The organism is Sphingomonas lutea (assembly GCF_014396785.1).
Classification (GTDB): Bacteria; Pseudomonadota; Alphaproteobacteria; order Sphingomonadales; family Sphingomonadaceae; genus Sphingomicrobium; species Sphingomicrobium luteum.
Genome location: NZ_CP060718.1, coordinates 517,428 through 538,195 on the forward strand (window position 1 = coordinate 517,428; position 20,768 = coordinate 538,195).

The 20,768-nt window shown below is 66.1% G+C and carries 24 protein-coding genes, 1 tRNA gene and 2 pseudogenes; 14 read left to right on the top strand and 13 right to left on the bottom strand.

From position 1 onward, the window contains the following. Positions 1 to 16: 16 nt before the first annotated feature. The 6 genes from acpS to pyrE are packed head-to-tail and all read right to left on the bottom strand — an operon-like array spanning position 17 to position 3,431. Positions 17 to 424, bottom strand: a complete 408-nt coding sequence (gene acpS / locus H9L13_RS02680) for a holo-ACP synthase (RefSeq protein WP_187538803.1) — start codon at positions 422 to 424, stop codon at positions 17 to 19. Further along, positions 421 to 675, bottom strand: coding sequence for a hypothetical protein (locus H9L13_RS02685; RefSeq protein WP_187538805.1), 255 nt, complete (start codon positions 673 to 675; stop codon positions 421 to 423). Before H9L13_RS02685 ends, acpS begins: the two co-directional genes overlap by 4 nt. Beyond that, complete coding sequence (locus H9L13_RS02690) at positions 672 to 1,394, bottom strand: pyridoxine 5'-phosphate synthase (RefSeq protein WP_187538807.1); 723 nt, start codon at positions 1,392 to 1,394, stop codon at positions 672 to 674. The genes H9L13_RS02685 and H9L13_RS02690 overlap by 4 nt, the downstream gene beginning before the upstream one ends. Further along, entirely contained in the window at positions 1,391 to 1,780 is a 390-nt protein-coding gene (locus H9L13_RS02695; RefSeq protein ID WP_187538809.1) for a VOC family protein, read from the bottom strand. The genes H9L13_RS02690 and H9L13_RS02695 overlap by 4 nt, the downstream gene beginning before the upstream one ends. Further along, entirely contained in the window at positions 1,777 to 2,850 is a 1,074-nt protein-coding gene (locus H9L13_RS02700) for a serine hydrolase domain-containing protein (RefSeq protein WP_187538811.1), read from the bottom strand. Before H9L13_RS02700 ends, H9L13_RS02695 begins: the two co-directional genes overlap by 4 nt. Then, the gene (gene pyrE, locus H9L13_RS02705) at positions 2,847 to 3,431 is read right to left on the bottom strand and encodes an orotate phosphoribosyltransferase (protein ID WP_187540077.1); all 585 of its coding nucleotides are present in this window, start codon (positions 3,429 to 3,431) and stop codon (positions 2,847 to 2,849) included. The genes H9L13_RS02700 and pyrE overlap by 4 nt, the downstream gene beginning before the upstream one ends. Positions 3,432 to 3,580: 149 nt before the next feature. Here pyrE and coxB point away from each other — a divergent pair, with 149 nt between their 5' ends. Together coxB and ctaD are read left to right on the top strand one after the other, a co-directional pair. Further along, positions 3,581 to 4,666, top strand: a complete 1,086-nt coding sequence (gene coxB / locus H9L13_RS02710) for a cytochrome c oxidase subunit II (protein ID WP_187538813.1) — start codon at positions 3,581 to 3,583, stop codon at positions 4,664 to 4,666. Between the two features lie 24 nt (positions 4,667 to 4,690). After that, positions 4,691 to 6,370 carry a cytochrome c oxidase subunit I gene (gene ctaD / locus H9L13_RS02715; protein WP_187538815.1) on the top strand — a complete coding sequence of 560 codons (1,680 nt, stop codon included), beginning with the start codon at positions 4,691 to 4,693 and terminating at the stop codon, positions 6,368 to 6,370. A gap of 78 nt (positions 6,371 to 6,448) precedes the next feature. On the opposite strand, the gene H9L13_RS02720 is transcribed toward ctaD, so the two are convergent. Next, positions 6,449 to 6,919 (bottom strand): FKBP-type peptidyl-prolyl cis-trans isomerase, encoded by a 471-nt coding sequence (locus H9L13_RS02720; RefSeq protein ID WP_187538817.1) that lies wholly within the window; start codon positions 6,917 to 6,919, stop codon positions 6,449 to 6,451. Positions 6,920 to 7,066: 147 nt separating this feature from the next. Between H9L13_RS02720 and H9L13_RS02725 the strand changes: the two genes are divergently transcribed. Next, the gene (locus H9L13_RS02725; RefSeq protein WP_187538819.1) at positions 7,067 to 7,633 is read left to right on the top strand and encodes an energy transducer TonB; all 567 of its coding nucleotides are present in this window, start codon (positions 7,067 to 7,069) and stop codon (positions 7,631 to 7,633) included. A gap of 71 nt (positions 7,634 to 7,704) precedes the next feature. Further along, entirely contained in the window at positions 7,705 to 8,226 is a 522-nt protein-coding gene (locus tag H9L13_RS02730) for a hypothetical protein (protein ID WP_187538821.1), read from the top strand. Here H9L13_RS02730 and H9L13_RS02735 read toward each other — a convergent pair. Further along, positions 8,223 to 8,882 (bottom strand): peptidylprolyl isomerase, encoded by a 660-nt coding sequence (locus H9L13_RS02735; RefSeq protein WP_187538823.1) that lies wholly within the window; start codon positions 8,880 to 8,882, stop codon positions 8,223 to 8,225. The genes H9L13_RS02730 and H9L13_RS02735 overlap by 4 nt on opposite strands. Before the next feature lie 2 nt (positions 8,883 to 8,884). Next, the gene (locus H9L13_RS02740; RefSeq protein ID WP_187538825.1) at positions 8,885 to 10,960 is read right to left on the bottom strand and encodes a M13 family metallopeptidase; all 2,076 of its coding nucleotides are present in this window, start codon (positions 10,958 to 10,960) and stop codon (positions 8,885 to 8,887) included. A 129-nt stretch (positions 10,961 to 11,089) separates the two neighbouring features. Between H9L13_RS02740 and H9L13_RS02745 the strand changes: the two genes are divergently transcribed. The 8 genes and pseudogenes from H9L13_RS02745 (at position 11,090) to H9L13_RS02775 (ending at position 16,553) form a co-directional block, all read left to right on the top strand. After that, positions 11,090 to 11,986, top strand: a complete 897-nt coding sequence (locus tag H9L13_RS02745) for a heme o synthase (protein ID WP_187540078.1) — start codon at positions 11,090 to 11,092, stop codon at positions 11,984 to 11,986. After that, the gene (locus tag H9L13_RS12890; protein ID WP_268825694.1) at positions 11,980 to 12,108 is read left to right on the top strand and encodes a hypothetical protein; all 129 of its coding nucleotides are present in this window, start codon (positions 11,980 to 11,982) and stop codon (positions 12,106 to 12,108) included. The genes H9L13_RS02745 and H9L13_RS12890 overlap by 7 nt, the downstream gene beginning before the upstream one ends. 44 nt (positions 12,109 to 12,152) lie before the next feature. Next, positions 12,153 to 12,661 (top strand): annotated as a pseudogene (locus H9L13_RS02750) (cytochrome c oxidase assembly protein). 35 nt (positions 12,662 to 12,696) lie between these two features. Further along, positions 12,697 to 13,515, top strand: coding sequence for a cytochrome c oxidase subunit 3 (locus H9L13_RS02755; RefSeq protein WP_187538827.1), 819 nt, complete (start codon positions 12,697 to 12,699; stop codon positions 13,513 to 13,515). A gap of 5 nt (positions 13,516 to 13,520) precedes the next feature. After that, complete coding sequence (locus H9L13_RS02760) at positions 13,521 to 13,877, top strand: DUF983 domain-containing protein (RefSeq protein WP_187538829.1); 357 nt, start codon at positions 13,521 to 13,523, stop codon at positions 13,875 to 13,877. Then, positions 13,874 to 14,470 carry an SURF1 family cytochrome oxidase biogenesis protein gene (locus H9L13_RS02765; protein WP_187538831.1) on the top strand — a complete coding sequence of 199 codons (597 nt, stop codon included), beginning with the start codon at positions 13,874 to 13,876 and terminating at the stop codon, positions 14,468 to 14,470. Before H9L13_RS02760 ends, H9L13_RS02765 begins: the two co-directional genes overlap by 4 nt. Further along, positions 14,467 to 15,693, top strand: a complete 1,227-nt coding sequence (locus H9L13_RS02770) for a M16 family metallopeptidase (protein ID WP_187538833.1) — start codon at positions 14,467 to 14,469, stop codon at positions 15,691 to 15,693. The genes H9L13_RS02765 and H9L13_RS02770 overlap by 4 nt, the downstream gene beginning before the upstream one ends. Next, complete coding sequence (locus tag H9L13_RS02775) at positions 15,690 to 16,553, top strand: class I SAM-dependent methyltransferase (RefSeq protein ID WP_187538835.1); 864 nt, start codon at positions 15,690 to 15,692, stop codon at positions 16,551 to 16,553. Before H9L13_RS02770 ends, H9L13_RS02775 begins: the two co-directional genes overlap by 4 nt. Here the strand turns inward: H9L13_RS02775 and H9L13_RS02780 are convergent. Genes H9L13_RS02780 through H9L13_RS02790 form a run of 3 tightly spaced genes read right to left on the bottom strand, consistent with a single transcriptional unit; the run spans position 16,543 to position 18,103 of the window. Beyond that, positions 16,543 to 17,160 carry a heme exporter protein CcmB gene (locus H9L13_RS02780; RefSeq protein ID WP_187538837.1) on the bottom strand — a complete coding sequence of 206 codons (618 nt, stop codon included), beginning with the start codon at positions 17,158 to 17,160 and terminating at the stop codon, positions 16,543 to 16,545. The two genes, H9L13_RS02775 and H9L13_RS02780, sit on opposite strands and share 11 nt — an antisense overlap. Then, positions 17,157 to 17,708, bottom strand: coding sequence for a heme ABC exporter ATP-binding protein CcmA (gene ccmA, locus H9L13_RS02785; protein ID WP_187538839.1), 552 nt, complete (start codon positions 17,706 to 17,708; stop codon positions 17,157 to 17,159). The genes H9L13_RS02780 and ccmA overlap by 4 nt, the downstream gene beginning before the upstream one ends. After that, positions 17,705 to 18,103 (bottom strand): metallopeptidase family protein, encoded by a 399-nt coding sequence (locus H9L13_RS02790; RefSeq protein WP_187538841.1) that lies wholly within the window; start codon positions 18,101 to 18,103, stop codon positions 17,705 to 17,707. The genes ccmA and H9L13_RS02790 overlap by 4 nt, the downstream gene beginning before the upstream one ends. Before the next feature lie 86 nt (positions 18,104 to 18,189). Here H9L13_RS02790 and H9L13_RS02795 point away from each other — a divergent pair. After that, a tRNA-Ser gene (locus tag H9L13_RS02795) sits at positions 18,190 to 18,280 on the top strand. An 86-nt stretch (positions 18,281 to 18,366) separates the two neighbouring features. Here H9L13_RS02795 and H9L13_RS02800 read toward each other — a convergent pair. After that, positions 18,367 to 20,004: pseudogene (locus H9L13_RS02800) on the bottom strand (cytochrome c biogenesis protein DipZ); the annotation flags it as partial. 206 nt (positions 20,005 to 20,210) lie between these two features. Here H9L13_RS02800 and H9L13_RS02805 point away from each other — a divergent pair. Further along, on the top strand, positions 20,211 to 20,768 hold the full coding sequence (locus tag H9L13_RS02805) for a fasciclin domain-containing protein (protein ID WP_187538843.1): 558 nt from the start codon (positions 20,211 to 20,213) through the stop codon (positions 20,766 to 20,768).

Below are 20,768 nucleotides of genomic sequence, written 5' to 3' on the forward strand. Positions count from 1 at the left end.
AAGTTCCTCGCTCAGCTCATCGCTCCAGCTTGCGGGCGGTCAGGATGACGAAGGCCTGCGCCCAAGGGTGATCGTCGGTCATCGTCAAATGCACGTCGACCGCGTGGCCCGGCGGCGCAAGCGCGTCAAGACAGGCGCGCGCACCACCGGTCAGGTGCAGCGTCGGCGCACCGGACGGCGCGTTGACGACGCCGATGTCCTTCATGAACACGCCGCGCTTGAAGCCGGTGCCAACCGCTTTGGAAAAAGCCTCCTTGGCGGCGAAGCGCTTGGCCAGCGTGCCCGCGACCGTATGCGGACGCGACGCCGCCTTGCGCCGCTCGGTCTCGGTGAAGACGCGGTTGAGGAAGCGGTCGCCGAAGCGGTCGAGTGAGCGCGCGATCCGCTCGATGTTGCACAGGTCGCTGCCGATGCCGACGATCATCGGTCACGACGCCATCTGCAAACTTCAGAACCGGCCATGAAGTTAAACCATCGTCGCGCGAGCCACATGATCGCAGTGCCCCAAGCGACGATGCCAACAGCCATTGGGATGTCCATCCACGGCAGCGGGTCGCCGTCAGACGCTGCGGTGATGAAGTTCATGCCGACGAGAACCGGCGCCGCTATCACAAAGATAACCCACGTCCAGCGCATGGTTCGCCATTGCCATTCGATGAAACGGGGGTTCTTCACCGCGCCGCGTCCATCAGCGTGCGCATCCGCCGGACGCTGTCGCCGAGCCCGGTGAAGATCGCCTCGCCGATCAGAAAGTGGCCGATGTTGAGTTCGGCGAGTTGCGGGATGGCGGCGACGGGCGCGACGTTGGCGAAGGTGAGGCCGTGGCCAGCGTGCGGCTCGATGCCGTTCTTGACCGCGAGCGCCGCGCAATCGGCGATTCGCTTCAATTCCTCGGCGCGCGCCTCGCCCTCGCGGTGGGCGTAGCGGCCGGTGTGGAATTCAACGACCGCGGCTTTGAGCGCGATCGCCGCCTCGACCTGCCGCTCGGCCGGTTCGATGAACAAGCTCACGCGAATGCCGGCGTCCGACAAGCGCGCAACCATCGGCGCCAGCAAGGTGCGATACCCATCGGCGTCGAGCCCACCTTCGGTCGTCCGTTCTTCCCGCTTCTCGGGGACGATGCAGGCAGCGTGCGGCTTATGGCGCAGCGCGATCGCCAGCATCTCCTCGGTCGCCGCCATCTCCAGGTTCAGCGGCAGGCCGATCTCGGCCATTAGCCGGCCGATGTCGCCGTCGGTAATGTGGCGCCGGTCCTCTCGCAGATGTGCGGTGATGCCGTCAGCGCCGGCCTCGGCCGCCATGATCGCCGCCCGTACCGGGTCGGGATGCTCGCCGCCGCGCGCGTTGCGGATGGTCGCGACGTGATCGATGTTGACGCCAAGGCGGAGCGTCACTGGGCAAGCTCGCCCAGAACCGCGCGCGTGTCGCGATAGGCCTTAAGCTCGATCAAATTGCCGCTCGGGTCCTTGACTATCGCCTTGGCCTGTTCGAGCTCGGTGCCGCGATGGTCGATGCGCGGCGGCTCGACGAAATCAGCGAGCGATTCCACCAGCTTTTCCCAATCGTGCCACGGCACGGTTGCGCCGAAGTGGCGTGAGCGCGGCATCGGGTCGAGCACGTCCCCGGGGACGTACTGCAAGGTCAGTTGCGCGCCGAATAGCGCAACGTCCGCCCAAAGGTCCTCGCGCCGCCCGGCGACGCCGCCGAGGACGGTCGTGTAGAATCGGACCGCCTCCTCCAGGTCCCGCACGGGGAAGGACAGGTGGAAGATCGCGCTCATCGGCACGCCACCGCCGACAGCAGGTCAAAGGCGAAACCCTTGCCCTCCCACGGGTCGCCCAGGTTGGTCGGTCGCTTGCGGCTGAACAGAATCAATGCGCGCCCCGTCTCGGGGAGCAGCCAGTTCCGCAGCTCGATCCCGCCGACCAAGCCCTGACGCTCGACAATCTTCACCGGCCCCGAGCACCCTTTGAGCGGCGCGGGATAGGTCCATTGGAAGGCGTTCAGAAAGCCGTTGGATTCCTGCGCGGTCCACATTTGCGCGCGCTGCGCCGCGGGAACGAGGCTGCCCTGCAGCAGCGCATGGTCAAACCGCCACAGGTCGGCAATCGTCCCGTACGCGCCGGCGGAGGCGCCATTGACGCCGAGGTTGATCAGGCCATCGATCTCACGCACGTCGCCAATCGGCGCAACATGGCCGACCGGCGCTTGGCCGAATTCGAACATGCCGACGCTGTCCAGCTTCAATGGCGCGACGATTCGCTCCCGCAGGAGGGCTGGAAAAGGCTTGCCTGTGATCCGTGCCAGCACTTCGGCAAGAACGATCGTGTCGCAATTATTATAGTCGAATTTGGCCGGCGGCTTGGCCTTGGGCGGACCGGCGCAAAACCCTGCGGCCGCGTCGGCGGGGCTGGCCGCGCCGCTTCGGTAAAATGCGGGGACGCCCTGCGCGTCGGCTTGGCTCTCGTCCGGCTGCGGCAAGCCGCTATTGTGGTTGAGCAGGTCGCGGATGCGGATGGTTGCCGCATTCGGCGCTCTCCAGTCGGACCAATAGCGCGCGACCGGCGCGTCGAGGTCGAGGCGACCCGCTGCGACCTCCTGCATCGCGATGACCGCCGCGAGCTGCTTGGTGATTGATGCCCAGCGCCAGGTTGCGCGCGGATCGACGGGTTTTGTCCCGATCGTCAGGGTCGACTGAGTCCCGTCAGCCTCACCGATCAGGATCGCGCCGTCGAATCCCGCAGCCTTGGCCCGCCCTTCGACCGAGGCCACGACGCTGTCGGGCGGGGCCGCCGCTGCGGCGACGCCCGAAAACGTCAGGGTCACCGCCAGGGCGATCGGCCTGATCATGCGGCCGCGCGGCTGCCCGGCTTGATCGCGGGGATTGCCGCCAGATCTTCGGGCACCGCATCGGCCGCGTAGGTCGGGACGTCGATCCGAATCAGCGGAACAAATGGAACACCGAGATCGGCGGTGCCCGAGGAGCGGTCGACCAAGGCGGCCTCGGCAACGACCTCGCCCCCGGCGGCCTGCACCGCGGCGATGGCTTCGCGCGACGACAGGCCGGTGGTGACCACGTCTTCGACCATCAGCACGCGTGTCCCCGGCGCGATTCGGAACCCGCGGCGCAATTCGAAGATGCCCGCCGGTCGTTCCAGGAACATGGCCGGCTTGCCCAGCGCACGGCCCATTTCGTGGCCGATGATGATGCCGCCCATCGCCGGGGAAACTACCGCCTCGATCGAGCCGCGGATGCTCGCCGGCAGCTTTCCCGCGAGTGCCTCGGCCAGCCGAGCGGCACGCGCCGGGTCCATGAGGACGCGTGCACATTGCAGATATTTGGAGCTGCGCAGGCCGGACGAAAGGATGAAATGCCCTTCGAGCAGGGCGTCGGCGGCGCGGAATTCCGCGAGAATCTCTTCATCGGTCATGTCGAGTGCCGCCATTACGGTGCCCCGCCGGGGGCATCAACACCCCAGCCCAAGGTGCCGCTTGAGGCGCACAAAAGCCGCGCCTATAGGGGGCCGCAAATTCGTGGGCGCACCCGCGCCTCCAGTTCCCACGCACGTCAGGGGTACAGATGAAACTGATTGGATGGGCGATCGCTCTGGCCGCAGCCGGCATGACACCCGCCGCCGCGCAGGTGCCTGCGTCCGCGCCACCCGCAGCGACCGAGGCGGCGCAGGCCGAGGGGAATGTCAGCGCCGCTGCGGCCAATGCCGCGGATGCCGCTGCCGAAGCGCCCGCGACGACGGCCGCCCTGCCGCCGGTCGGCAGCGTCGGCCGCGCCATTCCGGAAGCCGGTGTCGGGATTCCTGACGGTCGCCGCGGCCTGCAGCAGCAAGTCACCGAAATCGGCCGGGAAGCTGCCAGCTTCCACGACAACTGGCTGCTCCTGATGTGCGCCGCGATCAGCGTCTTCGTCCTCGTGCTGCTGGTGTGGACAATGTTCCGTTACCGCCGCGCCGCCAATCCGACGCCGTCGCGCAATTCGCACAACACCACGATTGAAGTGATCTGGACGCTGGTGCCGGTGCTGATCCTGGTCGCGATCGCCATCCCCTCGATCCGACTGTTGCGCCACCAATATTCGCCGCCGCCGGCCGACCTCACGGTCAAGGTCATCGGCAACCAATGGTATTGGACCTACCAATATCCCGAGCATGGTGAGCTCGAGATCGTGTCCAACATGCTCAAGGAGCAGAAGGATGCGCGGGGCGGCGAGCGCTTCCGCACTGATGCCGACGGTCCGCCGCTGCTGGCGGTAGACGAGCGGCTGGTGATCCCGGCGGGCAAGGTGGTGAAGTTCATCGTCACCTCGAACGACGTCATCCACGCCTTCTGGATTCCGGCGTTCTGGAGCAAGATCGACGCCAATCCGGGCCGGCTCAACGAGACGTGGGTTAAGGTCGATCGCCCGGGCGTCTATTTCGGTCAGTGCACTGAGCTGTGCGGCGCGCGACATGCCTACATGCCGATCGCCGTCGAGGTCGTCCCTGAGGCGCAGTTCGCGCAGTGGATCACGTCCAAGGGCGGGACGATGCCGGGCGCCCGGCCGGCGGCCACGCCCGACGCGATCAACATCTCTCCGAATACGCCATCGGCCGTGCCGCCGCCCGCCGCGGCGCCGCAGCCAGCGCCCGCCGCGACCACCAACACGAACTAATTTTACGATCGGGACCGCCAGATCATGAGCAGCACTGCCGCAGACGCCCTCAACCTCCGCCCGCATGGCGCGCATGAGGCCGATCATCACGATGCCGACCACAAGCCGGGCTTCTTCGTCCGCTGGTTCATGTCGACGAACCACAAGGATATCGGCACGCTCTATCTGATCTTCGCGATCGTCGCGGGCATCATTGGTGGTGCCATTTCCGGCCTGATGCGCTGGGAATTGATGGAGCCGGGCATCCAGGTGCTCAACCAGGGCTGGCCGATCGGCGCGGGCAGCGCGAACTTCGATGAATGGGCGCACCACTGGAACGTGCTGATCACCGCGCACGGGCTGATCATGGTCTTCTTCATGGTCATGCCAGCGATGATCGGCGGCTTCGGAAACTGGTTCGTGCCGCTGATGATCGGCGCCCCTGACATGGCCTTCCCGCGCATGAACAACATCAGCTTCTGGCTGCTCGTCCCGGCGTTCCTGCTGCTTTTGGGCTCGGCCTTCGTGCCCGGCGGCACCGGCCTTGGCGCGGGCACCGGCTGGACGGTTTATGCGCCGCTCTCGACCTCGGGCTCGGCCGGGCCGGCGGTCGACATGGCGATCTTCTCGCTCCACCTTGCGGGCGCCAGTTCGATCCTCGGCGCGATCAACTTCATCACCACCATCTTCAACATGCGCGCGCCGGGCATGACCCTGCACAAAATGCCGCTGTTCGTGTGGTCGGTGCTGGTCACGGCCTTCCTGCTGCTGCTGGCACTGCCCGTACTTGCGGGCGCGATCACCATGCTGCTGACCGACCGTAATTTCGGTACGACCTTCTTCGACGCCAGCGGCGGCGGCAACCCGGTGCTCTACCAGCACCTTTTCTGGTTCTTCGGGCACCCTGAAGTGTACATCATGATCCTGCCCGGCTTCGGCATGATCAGCCAGATCGTCGCGACCTTCAGCCGCAAGCCCGTGTTCGGCTATCTCGGCATGGCCTACGCCATGGTCGCGATCGGCGTCATCGGCTTCGTCGTGTGGGCCCACCACATGTTCACCATCGGCATGGACGTGAACACCAAGATGTACTTCACGGCCGCGACGATGATCATCGCGGTGCCGACGGGCGTGAAGATCTTCAGCTGGATCGCGACCATGTGGGGCGGTTCGATCACCTTCGAAACGCCGATGCTATGGGCGATCGGGTTCATCTTCCTGTTCACCGTGGGCGGCGTGACCGGCGTGGTGCTCGCCAATGGCGGCGTCGATAATTACATGCACGACACATATTACGTCGTCGCGCACTTCCACTACGTGCTCAGCCTCGGCGCGGTCTTCGCCATCTTCGGGGGCTTCTACTACTGGTTCCCGAAGATGAGCGGGAAGATGTACAATGAGCTGCTCGGCAAGCTGCACTTCTTCGTCATGTTCGTCGGCGTGAACATGGTGTTCTTCCCGCAGCACTTCCTGGGCCTCGACGGCATGCCGCGGCGCATCCCCGACTACACCCCGGCGTTCGCGACGTGGAACCAAATTTCCACCTACGGCTACATGGTGACGATCGCCGGCGTCGGCATCTTCTTCGTCAACCTGTTCTGGTCTCTCGCCGCGGGCAAGAAGGCGCCCGACAATCCCTGGGGTGAAGGCGCGACGACGCTGGAGTGGACCCTGTCCAGCCCGCCGCCGTTCCACCAATTCTCGACCTTGCCGAAGATCGACTAGGCGAGTCGGCAACTGAAAAGAAAAGGCCCGTCCTGCGCGTGCAGGGCGGGCCTTTTTCGTTGATGCACGAACGATTGTTCAGCGCGCCGCCGCGGGCTCCACCTTGTGAAGCGCCAAGCGGAAGCGGAGGACGCTGTTTGCCGGGATCGGCCCCTTCGCCTCGGACCCGTAGCCGAGCGCGGGCGGGATCCACACGATCCATTCGTCGCCCGGCCGCATCAGTTTCAGCGCCTCGGTGAAGCCGGGGACGAAATCGCCCACGCCCCCGACCAGCGGCTGCCCGCGCGCGAAGCTGCTGCCGAACGTCTCGCCGGTGGTGAGCTTGCCTTCATAATCGAAGGTGACGGTGTCGCCGTCGACCGGGCTGCGGCCTGTCCTGGGACCGGATTTCACGATGAAATATTGCAGGCCGCTCGGGGTCGTCACAACTCCGCGCGCGGCGCCATTGCGCGCCAGGAAGTCGGGACCGGGGGCTGTCTCGGGCGGGGTAAGCGTTGCGCAGGCGACGAGGGCGGCCGGCAAGGTCGCGGCAAGGATAAGCTTGTTCATGGCCGTGCTTGTAGCGCGCACATGATCGCAGGGAAGCCCTGTTTCCGCCGCCCGCATTCCGGAATTCTCGGTTCCGGCTGTCGCTTGTGATATGTTTGGCGGCGCGCCGATAGCCAAGCGGCTCCGCTTGCAGCGTGGGAGGTTGAGATGATGCTCCGTTCCATTTTGGCCATGGCCTTAGTTGCCACTGCCGTTCCTGCCGCCGCCGCCGGCGATGCCGCGAAGGAAAAGCGGATGCGGCAGATGACCGAGGTCATGTTCAAGAATTACCCGCCGCGCGCGCTTGCCGCGGGAGAGCAGGGGTCGGTCTTCTTCGTCGTAAAGCTTGACGACAAGGCGAGTCCGACAAGCTGCGAGGTCACGCACAGCAGCGGCTATCCGCTGCTCGACCAGGAAACCTGCGCGATGATCGTGCGGCACGCCACGTTCAAGCAGGTCCTTGGACCCAATGGCGACGCGGTGAAGCGATCAACGCATGAGGGCGTGGTCAACTGGACCATCCCCGGCCGCGCCCCGGTACCAATCAAGGCCATCCCCGTCGCAGCGAGCACCAAGCCCGAGAAGCAAATTTGCAAGCGTACGCTCAAGACGGGCACGCTCGCGGGTTATGAGCGCACCTGCATGAGCGAAGCGGACTGGAAGCGTTCCGCGCGCGAGACGCAGGACTTCTGGGGCGACCTTCAGGGCAAGAAGGGTTCGACCGCGGGCAATTGATCCGACGAGGCAGAACTCTTTAACTGATGCGCGCCAGGATGGGCCGACCAACTGTCGGAGGCGCCGCGCACATGCTAGGAATGTTCAAGAAAAAGACCGCCCCAGTCCCCGCCGGCCCGTTTCAATTTGAAGTCGCCGTCGAGGTCGAGAAACCCGCGGCGGATGTCTATCCGCTGATCGACTGGGCCGACAGGCGCAATTCCAAGCGAGAGCTTGGCCATATCGTCGAAACGCTCGGCAGCGATCCCCGGCGCTTCCGTTTGATCATGACCGACATGCCCGATCATCGCTTCGACATGACGGTGATCCGGGAGGAGCGGGGATACGCTTATTCCTTCGTCACCGACATTCAGCCGCGCGTTGGTCGTCTCGACAGCGACGAGGAAAACTACGTCATCGAACCGCTTGGGGCCGACCGCTGCAAGCTTCGCCTGACCTGCAACGTCACATTCATTGGCGGAATGACGATGGACGAGCTTGAGGGCGAGCTGATGATGATGACCATGGCTTGCCAGCGCGCGCTCATCAAACTCAAGGTGCACGCCGAAATGGGCGTCGAGGCCGTCCGATCGCTGGAAGGCGAGATCGGTTAGCGCTTGGCGCCCGCTTCCGGCTTGACCCGGGCGGCCCGGACGATTTTTACCACCGGTTCGAGCAGCTGACCCCGCATTACGCCTTCCCCCTTATTGGGGTCGGTGGGCGCAGCGAAGATCGCCTTCACCACGTCCATGCCCTCGATCACGCGGCCGAAGGCGGCGTAGCCGTCGGGGTCGCTCGAATCGCCGTCGAAGCTTGGGATATCGGTCGTCAGGATGAAAAAGTCCGCGCGGGCGCTGCCGGGTTCAAGCCGGGCCATTGAAATCGTCCCGGCGACATTTTTGATGCCGGTCTTGCTCGACGGCTCGTGCGCGATCGGCGGGAAGAGCTTGCGCGAATCCGACCGGATGCCGCCCTGAATTAGCCCGCCGTCGCCGCCGGTGACCTTCATTGCGCGATAGAAGCTCTCGCCATTGTACCGCCCGGCATCGACGTAGCGAAGGAAGTTGGCGGTCGTGACGGGCGCGCGCCCGCGGTCGAGCGCGATGACGATCCGCCCGGCGCTTGTCTCCAGCGCGACCGGGACCAGGTCCTCGACCGGCGCAGTCGCTTCTGCGGGCGGTGCCGCAACAGTGGGCGCCTGAGTCGCGGCGAAAGACGGCGCCGCCAGCGCAGCGAGGATCATCAATGCCATACGCGTACGCCGCACCATCGTTACTCCCAGATCTTCACGCGCTCCGCCGGTGGCAGATAAAGCTTGTCGCCCGGCTTAACGTCGAACGCGTCATACCAGGCGTCGTGATTGCGCACGCTGAAGGTGCGGAACTTGCTCGGGCTGTGGACGCCCGACAGGATATTCTTGCGCAACTCGGCTTCGCGGATTGCGACCTTGTTGACCTGCGCGCGGCCCATGAAGAAGCGCTGATCGCCGGTCGTTCCGGCGATGATCGGCGCGGGCTTGCCCTTCAGCGATATCTTGTAGGCGTCATAGGCGACCGCAAGCCCGGCATTGTCCGCGATATTCTCGCCCAGCGTCTGTGCGCCGCGGATGTGCAGCCCCGGCAGCGGCTCATAGGCATTATATTGCGCGACGAGCTTTGCCTTGCGCTGGTCGAATGCGGCAAGATCCTCCGGCGTCCACCAGCTGTTGAGCCGGCCCTGCGGGTCGAACTTGCTGCCCTGGTCGTCGAAATGGTGGCTGATTTCGTGGCCGATGACGTAGCCGATCGCGCCGTAATTGACCGCCGGGTCGGCGGCGATGTCGAAGTGCGGGGCCTGCAGATAGGCCGCCGGGAACACGATCTGGTTGTTGACCGCGCTGGCATAAGCGTTGGCGGTGATCGGCATCATCCACCATTCGCCGCGTTCGACCGGCTGGTCGATCCGCGCAAGCTGCCGGTCCCATTCGAACGCCCCGGCGCGCTTGAGATTGCCGTAGGCGTCGGCGCGATCGACGTTGAGGCCGGCGTAACTGCGCCACTTGTCCGGATAGCCGATCATCGGCGTAAATGCCGCCAGCTTGGCGCGCGCCTTGGCCCGCGTCGGTGCGGTCATCCACGACAGATTGGCAAGGCGACGGTCCATCGCGGCCAGCACGTTCTTGACCAGTTCGTCCATCGCCGCCTTGGTCGCGGGGGTGAAGTGGCGGTCGATGTAGGGCTTGGACACCGCGTCGGTCATCGCTGCGCCGGTCAGTTCGATCGCCTGCATCCACCGCGGCGGCGCTTCAGTGGCGCCGCCGATCGTCCCGCCCGAAAAGGCAAATTCCGCGTCTTGGAAGGCCTTTGGCAAAGCCATCGCCCGGTCCTTGGCCAGACGCACGGTCAGCCAGTCACGCAGCACGGGCAGCGGCGTATCCCCCCACAGCTTCGCGATCGCGCTGATCGCGCTCGTCTCACCGACGATCAGGTTGCGCCGCTGGCCCAGTCCGGCCGCCCCAAGATAGGCATCCCAATCCAGCCCCGGCGCCTTCGCCTTGAGGTCGGCGATCGTCCACAGATTGTACGTCTTGTCGGCGTCGCGCGAATCGGCGACCGGCCACTGCGCCTGCGCAATCGCGCGTTCGAACACATAGACCGCCGCCGCCCGCGCCGTGACCGACGATGCCGGCGCCTCGGTCAGCGTCAGCAGGCGCGCGACATGATCGCGATAAGCGGCCTGCGCCTTGGCCGAATCGGCATCGTCCTTCAGATAATAATCGCGGTTGGGCATGCCGAGACCGCCCTGTGCCACGAACGCCGTGTAGGCTGCGGGGTTCTTCGGATCCTGACCGATGCCGATTTCGAAGGGCGAGGGGAAGTAGCGCGGCATCCGGCCTACCGGAGGCGTGCCCTGCCAGTAGCGCGTCGCCTTGCCCATCTCGGCCGCCAGCGCCGAGCGGTCGCGTGCGGCATCGAGCAAGGCGACATCCGCTAGCAACGGCGCGGCACCGCGCGCGTCGATCGCCGCCTGGTCGTTCAAAGCGGCGAGATAGTCGACCATCCGCGCATCGTCGCCGGTCAGCGAAGCGCGCTTGGTCTGCATCTCGTCGAGGATCGTCCGCACCTGGCTAGCGGCAAGTTCATTGAGCCGCGACACCTGGCTGAAGGCGCCACTGTCGGACGGGATTTTGACCGTCTTTGCCCAACTGCCGTTGACATAGGACCAGAAATCGTCGCCCGGCTTGACCGATGGATCGGCGGACGCGGTATCGACTCCGAATGTGCCCCAGGCGGGCTTGGCGGGCGCGGTCTGCGCCAGAGCGCTGCCCGCCATCAGGACCGATGCGAAACCCAACAGATACGCGCGCATAAGACACTCCCCTGGTACAGGCGGGCATGCTGTCGAACTGACGCGCCCGGCACAAGGGGCAGCTTCACGCGCGCGGGCTTTTCCAAACCGCGCCAAGTCCCTATAGGCGCGCCCGTGCCCACCACAGCGATGACCAATCCAGCCGCGCTTCCGGCCGACTGGCGCGACATCCTCGCGCTCACCAAGCCGCGCGTGATGTACCTCGTGGTGTTCACCGCAATTGCCGGAATGCTTGCCGCACCGCAGTTCCCGCCGCTGGCGCTCGGCTTTACCGCCATCCTATGCATCGCGCTTGCCGCCGGCGCTTGCGGCGCGCTCAATCAGTGGCATGAGGTCGAACTCGACGCGAAGATGCGCCGCACCGCCAACCGTCCGCTGCCCGCGGGGCGCATGGACCGCCAGTCGGCGCTCCACTTCGGGGTGGGCCTCAGCTTCTTTTCGGTGATCCTGATGGGGGTCGCGGCCAACTGGCTGGCGGCCGTGCTGCTGGCCGCGTCTATTCTGTTCTACGTCATCATCTACACCGTGTGGCTGAAGCCGCGGACACCGCAGAACATCGTCATCGGCGGCGCCGCCGGCGCGTTCCCGCCGCTGATCGGCTGGGTCGCCGCCGCGGGGCAAATTAGCACGCTGCCGGTGCTTCTGTTTGCGATCATTTTCCTGTGGACACCGCCGCATTTCTGGGCGCTGTCGCTGTTCGTCCGTTCCGATTACGCCGCCGCAGGCATTCCCATGCTTCCGGTCGTCGCGGGCCCGCAGCCGACGCGCGGCCAGATTTTCCTTTACAGCCTGCCGATGGCCGCCGCGGCGATTGCGCCTTGGCCGCTCGGCCTCGCCGGCCCGGTCTATGGCGTCTCGGCGATCATCCTCAACCTCGTCTTCCTGGTCCTTGCCGCGCGCGTGCTTGCCAATCGCGCGACCGAGCCCGCGCAGATGGAGCCCGAGAAGCATTTGTTCGGATTCTCGGTTTTCTATCTGTTTGCGTTGTTCACCGTGCTGGTTATCGACCGTTTCCTGCCATGGTGATGCCGGAAGGAGAGATTGTCCGGCGCCAGCGGGCGCGGGCGCGGATCATGGCCTTGCTGCTCGGCGGCTTCGTCGTGCTTCTGTTTTTCGTCACCCTCGCCAAGATCGGGCTTGGAACGTGACTGCCATCGTCCAGCGTGACGAGCGCAAGAACGCGCGCACCGCGATGCTGATGGGGCTGCTCGTCGCGGCCATGGTCGGCCTCGCCTTCGCGTCGGTGCCGCTCTACCGCTTGTTCTGCGAGCTGACCGGCTTCGACGGCACCCCCTGCGGGCCAGCCAGGCGCCCGGTGCAGTGGCGGGCCAGATTGGCGTGCGCTTCGATGCCAACATCCATCCCGGTCTGCCGTGGAAATTCGCGCCGGTGCAGCGGACCGTGCGCATTGCACCGGGCGCCCGCACGCAGGTTGCCTACACTGCGCAGAACCTGACCGCGCGGCCGGTGACGGGCCAGGCGGTGTTCAACGTCACGCCGGCCCAGGCCGCGCCCTATTTCAGTAAGATCGAATGCTTCTGCTTCACTGAGCAGACGCTGAGCCCGGGCGAAAAGGTCAACATGCCGATCATCTTCTTCATCGATCCCGCGATCCTCAAGGACGAAAATACCCGGAAGATCGACGAGATCACGCTCAGCTACACATTTTACCCGGTGGAAAGTGCGCAAGCAGGCCGCTAGAGCCGCACGCAAAGGCTAGAGGAAAGCTTCACGAAATGGCCGCGACGAAGAACCACGATTATCATTTGGTCGATCCCGATCCCTGGCCGCTGATCGGCGCCATCGCCGGCGGCGTGATGTTCGGCGGGCTGGTCATGTGGATGCATGACAATGCCTACGGCAAGTTTCTCTTTGCCCTCGGTTTCGCGGGGGTCCTCGTCACCATGTATAATTGGTGGAAGAACACCGTGACCGAAGCGCACACCGGCTATCATACGCCGGTCGTGCAGCTGCACCTGCGCTACGGCATGATCATGTTCATTGCTTCGGAAGTGATGTTCTTCGTCGCCTGGTTCTGGGCGTTTTTCGATGCGTCGCTCTTCCCCTCGTCGGTCGATGCCGTCGGCGGGCAATGGCCGCCGAAGGGGATCGAAGTGCTCGACCCGTGGGGCTATCCCTTGCTCAACACGATGATCCTGCTGTGCTCGGGCACGACCGTGACGTGGGCGCATCATTCGCTGATCAACGGCGACCGCGAAGGGCTCAAGCTCGGCCTTTGGCTGACGATCCTGCTCGGCCTCCTGTTCTCGGGCGTGCAAGCGTATGAGTACATCCACGCGCCATTCGACTTCAAAGGCAATGTCTACGGCGCGACGTTCTTCATGGCGACCGGCTTCCACGGGTTCCACGTCATCGTCGGCACCATCTTCCTCGCCGTGTGCCTGGCTCGCGCCTACAAGGGCGATTTCACGCCCAAGCAGCATTTCGGCTTCGAAGCGGCCGCATGGTACTGGCACTTCGTCGACGTCGTATGGCTGTTCCTGTTCTGCTCGATCTACGTGTGGGGCGGCTGGGGCGCGCCGACCCACGGCTAGCCCGGATGGCGGAGCCTGAGCTCCCGGCCATCGCGCTCAAAGGGCTGTGTCCGCGATGCGGTGCGCCGGGCCTGTTCGTGGGGCCCGTGCGCTTTGCCGATCGCTGCCGGTCGTGCGGGCTGGACTTTGCGGCCTTCAATGTCGGTGATGGCCCGGCCGCCTTCCTCATCTTCATCGTCGGCGCGGTCGTGACCGTCGGCGCCTTGGTGCTCGACGGTGCGGCGCAGCCGGCCTGGTGGGTGCACCTCGTCTGGGTGCCTGTGACGGCGGCCCTGACCATCGGCGGCCTGCGCCTGGGCAAGGCCTGGCTGCTCGCCCAGGAATATCGCCACCGCGCCCGCGAAGGACGAATCGTCAAATGAAGCGCCTTCCGCTCATCCCGACCATCGTCGTCCTTGCTGCCGTCGCGGTGATGATCGGGCTCGGTGTGTGGCAGCTGCAGCGCGCGAAGTGGAAGGAGGGGCTGCTCGCCCAATATGCGGCCGCGCAGAAAAAGCCGCCGATCAGCTGGCCGACCATGCTCGGCAAGGACGAGACGTTGCCTCTCTTTCGCTACGCCACCGGCATGTGCGTGCGCCCGGTCGGCCGGCGCGCCGTCGCCGGGCAGAATCGCGCGGGCGAAAGCGGCTATGCGCATGTCGTCGACTGCATGACCGGAGGCCTCGAAGGCCCGGGCATGAGCGTCGAGATCGGATGGTCGAAGGACCCCAACGCCCGCATCGACTGGCGCGGAGGACTGGTTAGCGGCGTCATCGCGCCCGACCGCCGTTCGCGCATCCGCCTTGTCGCCGCAACGCCGCCGCCGGGGCTTCAGGCAAGCGCGCCGCCGTCCACAGCGGGCATTTCCAACAACCACAGGATGTACGCCATCCAATGGTTCGCCTTCGCCCTCATCGCGCTGGTCATCTACGCGCTTGCGGTGCGCAAGCGGCTGATGCCGGAACCGCCCAAATGATGGCGTTGACCACCCTCGCTAACGGCCTGCGCGTTGCCAGTCGTCCGATGGCTAGCGTCGAGACCGTCGCGGTCGGCCTCTATGCCCCGACCGGCTCGCGTTACGAGCCCGAACGTCTCAACGGCATCGCGCATCTGTTCGAGCATATGGTGTTCAAGGGCGCGGGCGGCCGGTCGGCGCGCCAGATCAGCGAGGCAATCGAGGATGTCGGCGGCGACCTCAACGCCTCGACCGACCGCGAGCTGACCGCTTTCTACGCCAGCCTGCTTGCGCCCGATTTGCCGCTCGGGGTCGCCATCCTGGCCGACCTCATCCGCCGCCCGCATTTCGACGCGGGCCATCTCGAGCTTGAAAAGAAGGTCGTGCTGCAGGAGCTGGCCGAGGCCAAGGACACCGGCTCGGACATCATCTTCGACCACCTCCAGGACGCCGCCTTCCCGCGCCAGCCGATCGGCCGCTCGGTGCTCGGCAGTGATCGCAGCATCCGCGAGGTCACGCCCGACGACCTCGACGACTGGCGCGTCGGACAATATGCGCCCGGCCGCCTGGTCCTCGTCGCGGCGGGTAAGCTGGAGCATCAGCAGTTGGTCGACCTGGCCGAGGCGGCGTTCGGCGACATGGCCCCGGGGCCGATCCCGACGGCGGATGCGGCGGGCTTCGTCGGCGGCAATCGCTACGAGCGGCGTCGTGGCGAGCAAGCCCATATCGCGCTCGCACTGGCCGCGCCCGAATGGGGGTCGCCGCTGGCCTACGCTTCGCAGCTATTCGCCGACGTTGCCGGCGCCGGTGCCTCGTCGCGGCTGTTCCAGCAGCTGCGCGAGGAGCAGGGACTGGCTTACTCCGTCGCCGCTGCAACGCAGAATTACGCCGATAGCGGACTGATGTGGGCCTATGCCGCGACCCACCGCAACGATGCGCCATGGGCCCTGGGCGAAATCGAGCGCGTCCTTGCCGAGGTCGCCCGCGACCTCGAACCGCGCGAGCTCGAACGCGCCCGCGCCCTCGCCAAGGCCAGCATGATGATGAGCCTCGAAAGCTGCTGGGGGCAGGCGAGCTATCTCGCAACCCGGCTGCTGCGCGACGGTGCGCTGGTCGAACCGTCGGCGATCGTCGCGCGCCTCGATGCGGTCACGCTCGACGAGGTGCGCAGCGCGGGCGCGCGGATGCTGTCCGGCCCGCGCGCCATCGCCTGCGTTGGGACCAAGCTGGCCCTCGCCGCGTGACCGACCTCATCACGCTCGTCGCGGAGCCGTGGGACGACTGGGGCTTGATTGACAGCGGACATGGCCAGAAGCTCGAACGCTACGGCCGCTTCACCGTCGCGCGGCCCGAACCGCAGGCGATGTGGGTGCCTGCACAAGCGGCGTGGGACCCGGACGCGACCTTCGTCCCCGGATCGGACGAGGAAGGCGGCGGCCGCTGGGTCCAGCACCGCCCTGTTCCTGCAACGTGGGAATTGGCGCGCGGCGGCGTGCGCTTCCACGGATCGTTGACGCCCTTCCGCCACCTTGGTTTCTTCCCCGACATGGCGCCGCAATGGGATTGGATGCGGGACCGCTCCGACGGTGCTGAAGTGCTCAACCTGTTTGGCTACACCGGGGTCGGCACGCTCCTGCTCAGCGAAGCGGGCGGAACCCTCGTCCACGTCGATGCCTCGAAGAAGTCGGTCGAGCAGGGCAAGGCCAATGCCGCGCTTTCGGGCATGGAAACGCGGCCGATCCGCTGGCTCACCGACGACGCGCGCAAATTCACCGCACGCGAAGTGCGGCGCGGCCGCCGTTACGACGGCATCCTGCTCGATCCGCCAAAGTTCGGGCGCGGTCCCGAAGGCGAGGTGTGGCGCCTGGAAGAGCATCTCGCGCCCCTGCTCGCCGACTGCCGCGCCTTGCTCGACGCCGACAGCCGCTTTCTCGTGCTCACCGTTTATGCCGTGCGCATGTCCGCGCTGGCGATCGGCGAGCTCGTTAGCCAGCTCTTCGCCGATCTCGGCGGGACGGTTGAATGCGGAGAAATGGCGGTCCGTGAGAAGGCGCGCGGCCTGCTCCTGCCGACCGCGATCTTCGCCCGTTGGTCTAAGTCCTAGAAGCCCGAATCGCCGCGCCGGCCACGAACGGCGATCCCGCAGTCAGCAGCAACGACACCGCCGCTTCGAACAGCAGCGCCTCGCCGACCGCGAAGATGAGCAACGGCACCGCGAACGGCAGCAGCAACAGTCCCGCCAGCGCCCCCGCGCGCGGCAAACCGGCCGTCACCGCGGCCACCGCCACCGCCAATGCGGCAAGTCCCGGCGTCCCGATCGCTAGCGCCAGCATCACCCGCGCTAGCTGCGCGCCGTCCATCGCCAGCAGGGCCGAAGCGGGCAGAGCGGCGACCAGTAACAAGGGCGCGAAGGTCAGCCAGTGCGCGGCGGTCTTGGCAATGGCCACGCTCTCCTCCGCTAGGCCGCCAAGCGCGAGCTGGTCGAGCACGCCGCTCGCACGGTCGGGTTCGATCAACCGCTCGATCGGCAACAGTGCGGCCGTCAGCGCGGCGATCCACAGAGTGCCTGTCGCCACGCGGCCGAGCAGCTGCGCGTCGGGCCCGATGGCGAAGGGCACCAATGTTGCGACCAGCAGGAAGAAGGCGATCGGCAGCCACGCCGGGCCCGCGAGGCCGCGCCGCACATCGCGCGCGATCAACCGGCCGATCATGCGTGAAGCTCCAGCACGCGCCACTCGCCCGGCAGCGGCTGGTGCGACGCGGCAAGCACCGCGCCGCCGCCCGCCCGATGCGCGCCGATCACGGCGGGCAGGCGCGCCAAGCCGTCGCCATCAAGTGCGTTGAGCGGCTCGTCGAGCAGCCACAGCGGCGCCCCCGACGCAACTACGCGCGCCAGCGTCGCTTTCTTCTGCTGCCCCGAAGACAGCAGCCGCACCGGGATGGCGCTGAGGTGGCCGATGCCGAGCGCTTCCAGCGCCGCATCAGGCGATCCGCCCCAGAAGCGCAGCGCGGATCCCAGTGGCAGTTCACGATCTAGCGCGGAATGTTCGTCGGCCAGCGCCAGCGGCGACCGCTCGACTTGCCCCCGCGCCGCAAGCAACAGTCCTGCCGCCAGGCGGATCAGGCTCGACTTGCCGCTGCCATTGGGCCCCGCGACGTGCAGCGCCTCGCCCGCGCCAAGCACGAAGCTCAAGCCTTCGAACAGCATTCGCCCGCCGCGATGCAGCGCGACCTCGTCGAACCGCAGCAACGCGCTCACGCGATACTATCCTCGAGCGCATGCATGTCGTCGTCGGAAAAGCCGAAATGATGCCCGATCTCGTGAATCAGCACATGCGCGATGAGGTGCTCAAGCGTGTCGTCGCCGTCGGCCCATTCGTCGAGGATGGGACGGCGGAATAGCCGTACGCGGTCGGGCAAGGTGCCCGATTGCTCGACGCTTTTCTCAGTCAGCGGCAGGCCCTCGTAGATGCCGGTGAGGTCGAACGGGTCGTCGATCCCCATGTCCTTGAGCGTCGCCTCGTCGGCGAAATCCTCGATGACCAGGACGACGTCTTTCAGATGCCCGGCGAACGGCTCGGGCAGCGCAGCCAGCGTGCGCCGTGCGATCTCCTCGAACTCTTCAACCGACGGCGGTGCCCCAAACGATCGCATGCGTCGCGCATAGGGGGTGCCGGGCGCGGCCCGCAAGGTTGCGCCGCCCGCCGCGCTTGCCTAGATGGGCCGCTTCCAGCGAATGCGGAGCGGTGGCCGAGTGGTCGAAGGCGCTCGCCTGGAAAGTGAGTATACGGCAAAACCGTATCGAGGGTTCGAATCCCTCCCGCTCCGCCACTAACCGAAAGTGAAGGCGAACGCTTCGACCCCGGGTCTAGGAACTCGATGGTGAACATGCGCTCGCGCACCGGGCCCTTCTGGCGGATGAGCTGGTAAAGCCGTTCCGTGGCCACGCGGCCCGATCCGTCGGCGGCGATGTCGATGCCGCGATCCTCGCCCGGTGCCTGGCCGTCGATCGTCACGCGAAAACGGATCGGCTTGCCGGTCGCCGATGCAAGCACGAGGTGCAGGTCGCGGGCATGGAAACGGTAGTGGATTTTCGCGCCCGCGGTGAGCGATCGCGAGCTCTTTTGCTGGTTGATCCAGCGACCTTCGAAACTCCAAGCGTTGAGCTTCAGCGGAGCGGGTGCGTAGGTCTTGGGCTGATCCCTCAGTAGCCCGCCGGGCGAAACGAACCTGTCGGCGCGCCAATAGCCGATGTAGGTTTCGGGTGAGCGGATTGCGCCGATCGCCGCGGGTTGCTGTGCGCCCGCCGACGACGGCCGCGCTGCGCCGCCCGCAGGCGCGCGTCCGGCTTCGGCGAGAAGCTGGCGGACAACGCGCTCCTGCATCCCGTAATTTCCCTCGCCGAAATGGTGATATCGGACGCGCCCCTTGGCATCGACGAAGTAATGCGCCGGCCAGTAATTGTTCTTGAGCGCGCGCCACAGGCGATAGTCATTGTCGAGCGCGACGGGGTAGCGGATGCCCAGCTCACGCATCGCCCGGGCGACGTTGGCGGGCTCGCGTTCGAAGGCGAATTCCGGGGCGTGGACGCCAATTACCACCAGCCCGTCCTTCGCATAACGCTCGTGCCACGCGCGGACGTAAGGGGTGGAACGCAGGCAGTTGATGCAGCTGTACGTCCAGAAATCGATCAGCACGACCTTGCCGCGCAATTGTTCGCGGGTCAGCGGCGGGCTGTTGAACCAAGGCCCGAGCCCGTCGAACGCCGGCAACTCGCCTTCGTCGGGAAGCACCAGGTGGCCCAGCGCATTGGTGCGGGTGCGGCTTTCGTCCATGCCCTGCCCAAGGCCGAGCTTGCGCGCGAGGCCGGTCTCCAGCGCCGCGGTCTGGCCGCTCGACAATTTCGCGAGGACGCGGGTGTCGAGGCCGAGGGCAATCGCCGCGACGCCGGCAAGCACCAAGATGCCAAGGACCTGACGGATGCGCTCGCTCGCCCCGAGCGACTTTTTCATGCGCGCGAACAGCTTGCCGCCGACCATTAGGGCGAGCGCCAGCGAGGTGGCCGCGCCAAGGGCATAAGCAAGCAGCAGCAAGCTGGTGTTGAAACTGGCGCCGTTGATCGCCGCGGCGGTGAAAATGATGCCCAGGATCGGACCGGCGCAGGGGGCCCATAGCAATCCGGTGGCGACGCCGAGCACCGTGGACGACCAGATGCTTTCCTCACTGCGCTTTTCCGACAGCTTCGACCCCAGCGCGACCAATGGGCGAGTCAGGCGGTCGGACAGTGCCGGAAAGACCAGCGCCAGGCCGAACAGGGCGAGCAGCGCCAACGCCGCCCAGCGACCTGCCTCATTCGCCCGCACCGCCCAGCCGCCGCCGACCGCGGCCAACGTCGCGACCAGCGCGAAGGTCGCGGCCATGCCCACCAGCAGCGGCAGCGTGCTGCGGAGGAAGCTGCGGCCGGCACGCGCGAAGACGAAAGGCAGCACGGGCAGGATGCACGGGCTGACGATCGTCAGGATGCCGCCAAGATACGCGAGCAGAAGGATCAACATTCGAAGTGAATCTCCGTCGGGGTGCAGGATCTCCCCACCCCGGAAGGGTCAGTGCCGGTTCGGCATGGTCCCCGTGGTTGCATATACGACGGGCAACGCATGCTGGATGCAGCTTCTTTTTTCACGCTGACCGGGCGCATCCGCGGCATCTGCAAGCCCGTATCTTTCGCACAGCCTTCCCGCTGTTTGAAAAGAAGGACCAGCAGATGAAACCGATCACCTCACGTGCCGCATTCGCCTTGGCCGGCGCCGCGGCGCTGGCACTCGGCAGCGCGGCCAGCGCCCGCAACCCCATGGTCGGCGGCGCAGCCATGTATCCGGCGCGAAACATCGTCCAGAATGCCGTCAATTCGAAGGACCACACGACCTTGGTCGCGGCGGTCAAGGCCGCCGGTCTGGTCGATACACTGTCGGGCAAGGGCCCGTTCACGGTGTTCGCGCCGACCAACGCGGCCTTCGGCAAGCTGCCGGCGGGAACCGTCGAGACGCTGGTCAAGCCGGAGAACAAGGCGACCCTGACCAACATCCTTACCTATCACGTCGTCCCGGGCCGCTACACGGCCGCACAGATCGCCGCGCTCGCCGCGCGCAATCGTGGGACGGCCACGCTCAAGACTGTGCAGGGTGAAAACCTTCGCTTCAGGAAGAACGGCGCAGGGTGGTCCGTGATCGACGCCAAGGGCAACCGGTCGCGGATCACGATCGCCAACGTGATGCAGTCCAACGGCGTGATCCACGTGATCGATGCCGTCGCAATGCCTTAA

Excerpts from the sequence above, each read along its gene's own strand:
- acpS (WP_187538803.1), bottom strand. The coding sequence starts at position 424 with ATGATCGTCGGCATCGGCAGCGACCTGTGCAACATCGAGCGGATCGCG.
- H9L13_RS02695 (WP_187538809.1), bottom strand. The coding sequence starts at position 1,780 with ATGAGCGCGATCTTCCACCTGTCCTTCCCCGTGCGGGACCTGGAGGAG.
- H9L13_RS02700 (WP_187538811.1), bottom strand. The coding sequence starts at position 2,850 with ATGATCAGGCCGATCGCCCTGGCGGTGACCCTGACGTTTTCGGGCGTC.
- pyrE (WP_187540077.1), bottom strand. The coding sequence starts at position 3,431 with ATGACCGATGAAGAGATTCTCGCGGAATTCCGCGCCGCCGACGCCCTG.
- coxB (WP_187538813.1), top strand. The coding sequence starts at position 3,581 with ATGAAACTGATTGGATGGGCGATCGCTCTGGCCGCAGCCGGCATGACA.
- ctaD (WP_187538815.1), top strand. The coding sequence starts at position 4,691 with ATGAGCAGCACTGCCGCAGACGCCCTCAACCTCCGCCCGCATGGCGCG.
- H9L13_RS02720 (WP_187538817.1), bottom strand. The coding sequence starts at position 6,919 with ATGAACAAGCTTATCCTTGCCGCGACCTTGCCGGCCGCCCTCGTCGCC.
- H9L13_RS02725 (WP_187538819.1), top strand. The coding sequence starts at position 7,067 with ATGATGCTCCGTTCCATTTTGGCCATGGCCTTAGTTGCCACTGCCGTT.
- H9L13_RS02730 (WP_187538821.1), top strand. The coding sequence starts at position 7,705 with ATGCTAGGAATGTTCAAGAAAAAGACCGCCCCAGTCCCCGCCGGCCCG.
- H9L13_RS02735 (WP_187538823.1), bottom strand. The coding sequence starts at position 8,882 with ATGGTGCGGCGTACGCGTATGGCATTGATGATCCTCGCTGCGCTGGCG.
- H9L13_RS02740 (WP_187538825.1), bottom strand. The coding sequence starts at position 10,960 with ATGCGCGCGTATCTGTTGGGTTTCGCATCGGTCCTGATGGCGGGCAGC.
- H9L13_RS02745 (WP_187540078.1), top strand. The coding sequence starts at position 11,090 with ATGACCAATCCAGCCGCGCTTCCGGCCGACTGGCGCGACATCCTCGCG.
- H9L13_RS12890 (WP_268825694.1), top strand. The coding sequence starts at position 11,980 with ATGGTGATGCCGGAAGGAGAGATTGTCCGGCGCCAGCGGGCGCGGGCG.
- H9L13_RS02755 (WP_187538827.1), top strand. The coding sequence starts at position 12,697 with ATGGCCGCGACGAAGAACCACGATTATCATTTGGTCGATCCCGATCCC.
- H9L13_RS02760 (WP_187538829.1), top strand. The coding sequence starts at position 13,521 with ATGGCGGAGCCTGAGCTCCCGGCCATCGCGCTCAAAGGGCTGTGTCCG.
- H9L13_RS02765 (WP_187538831.1), top strand. The coding sequence starts at position 13,874 with ATGAAGCGCCTTCCGCTCATCCCGACCATCGTCGTCCTTGCTGCCGTC.
- H9L13_RS02770 (WP_187538833.1), top strand. The coding sequence starts at position 14,467 with ATGATGGCGTTGACCACCCTCGCTAACGGCCTGCGCGTTGCCAGTCGT.
- H9L13_RS02780 (WP_187538837.1), bottom strand. The coding sequence starts at position 17,160 with ATGATCGGCCGGTTGATCGCGCGCGATGTGCGGCGCGGCCTCGCGGGC.
- H9L13_RS02790 (WP_187538841.1), bottom strand. The coding sequence starts at position 18,103 with ATGCGATCGTTTGGGGCACCGCCGTCGGTTGAAGAGTTCGAGGAGATC.
- H9L13_RS02805 (WP_187538843.1), top strand. The coding sequence starts at position 20,211 with ATGAAACCGATCACCTCACGTGCCGCATTCGCCTTGGCCGGCGCCGCG.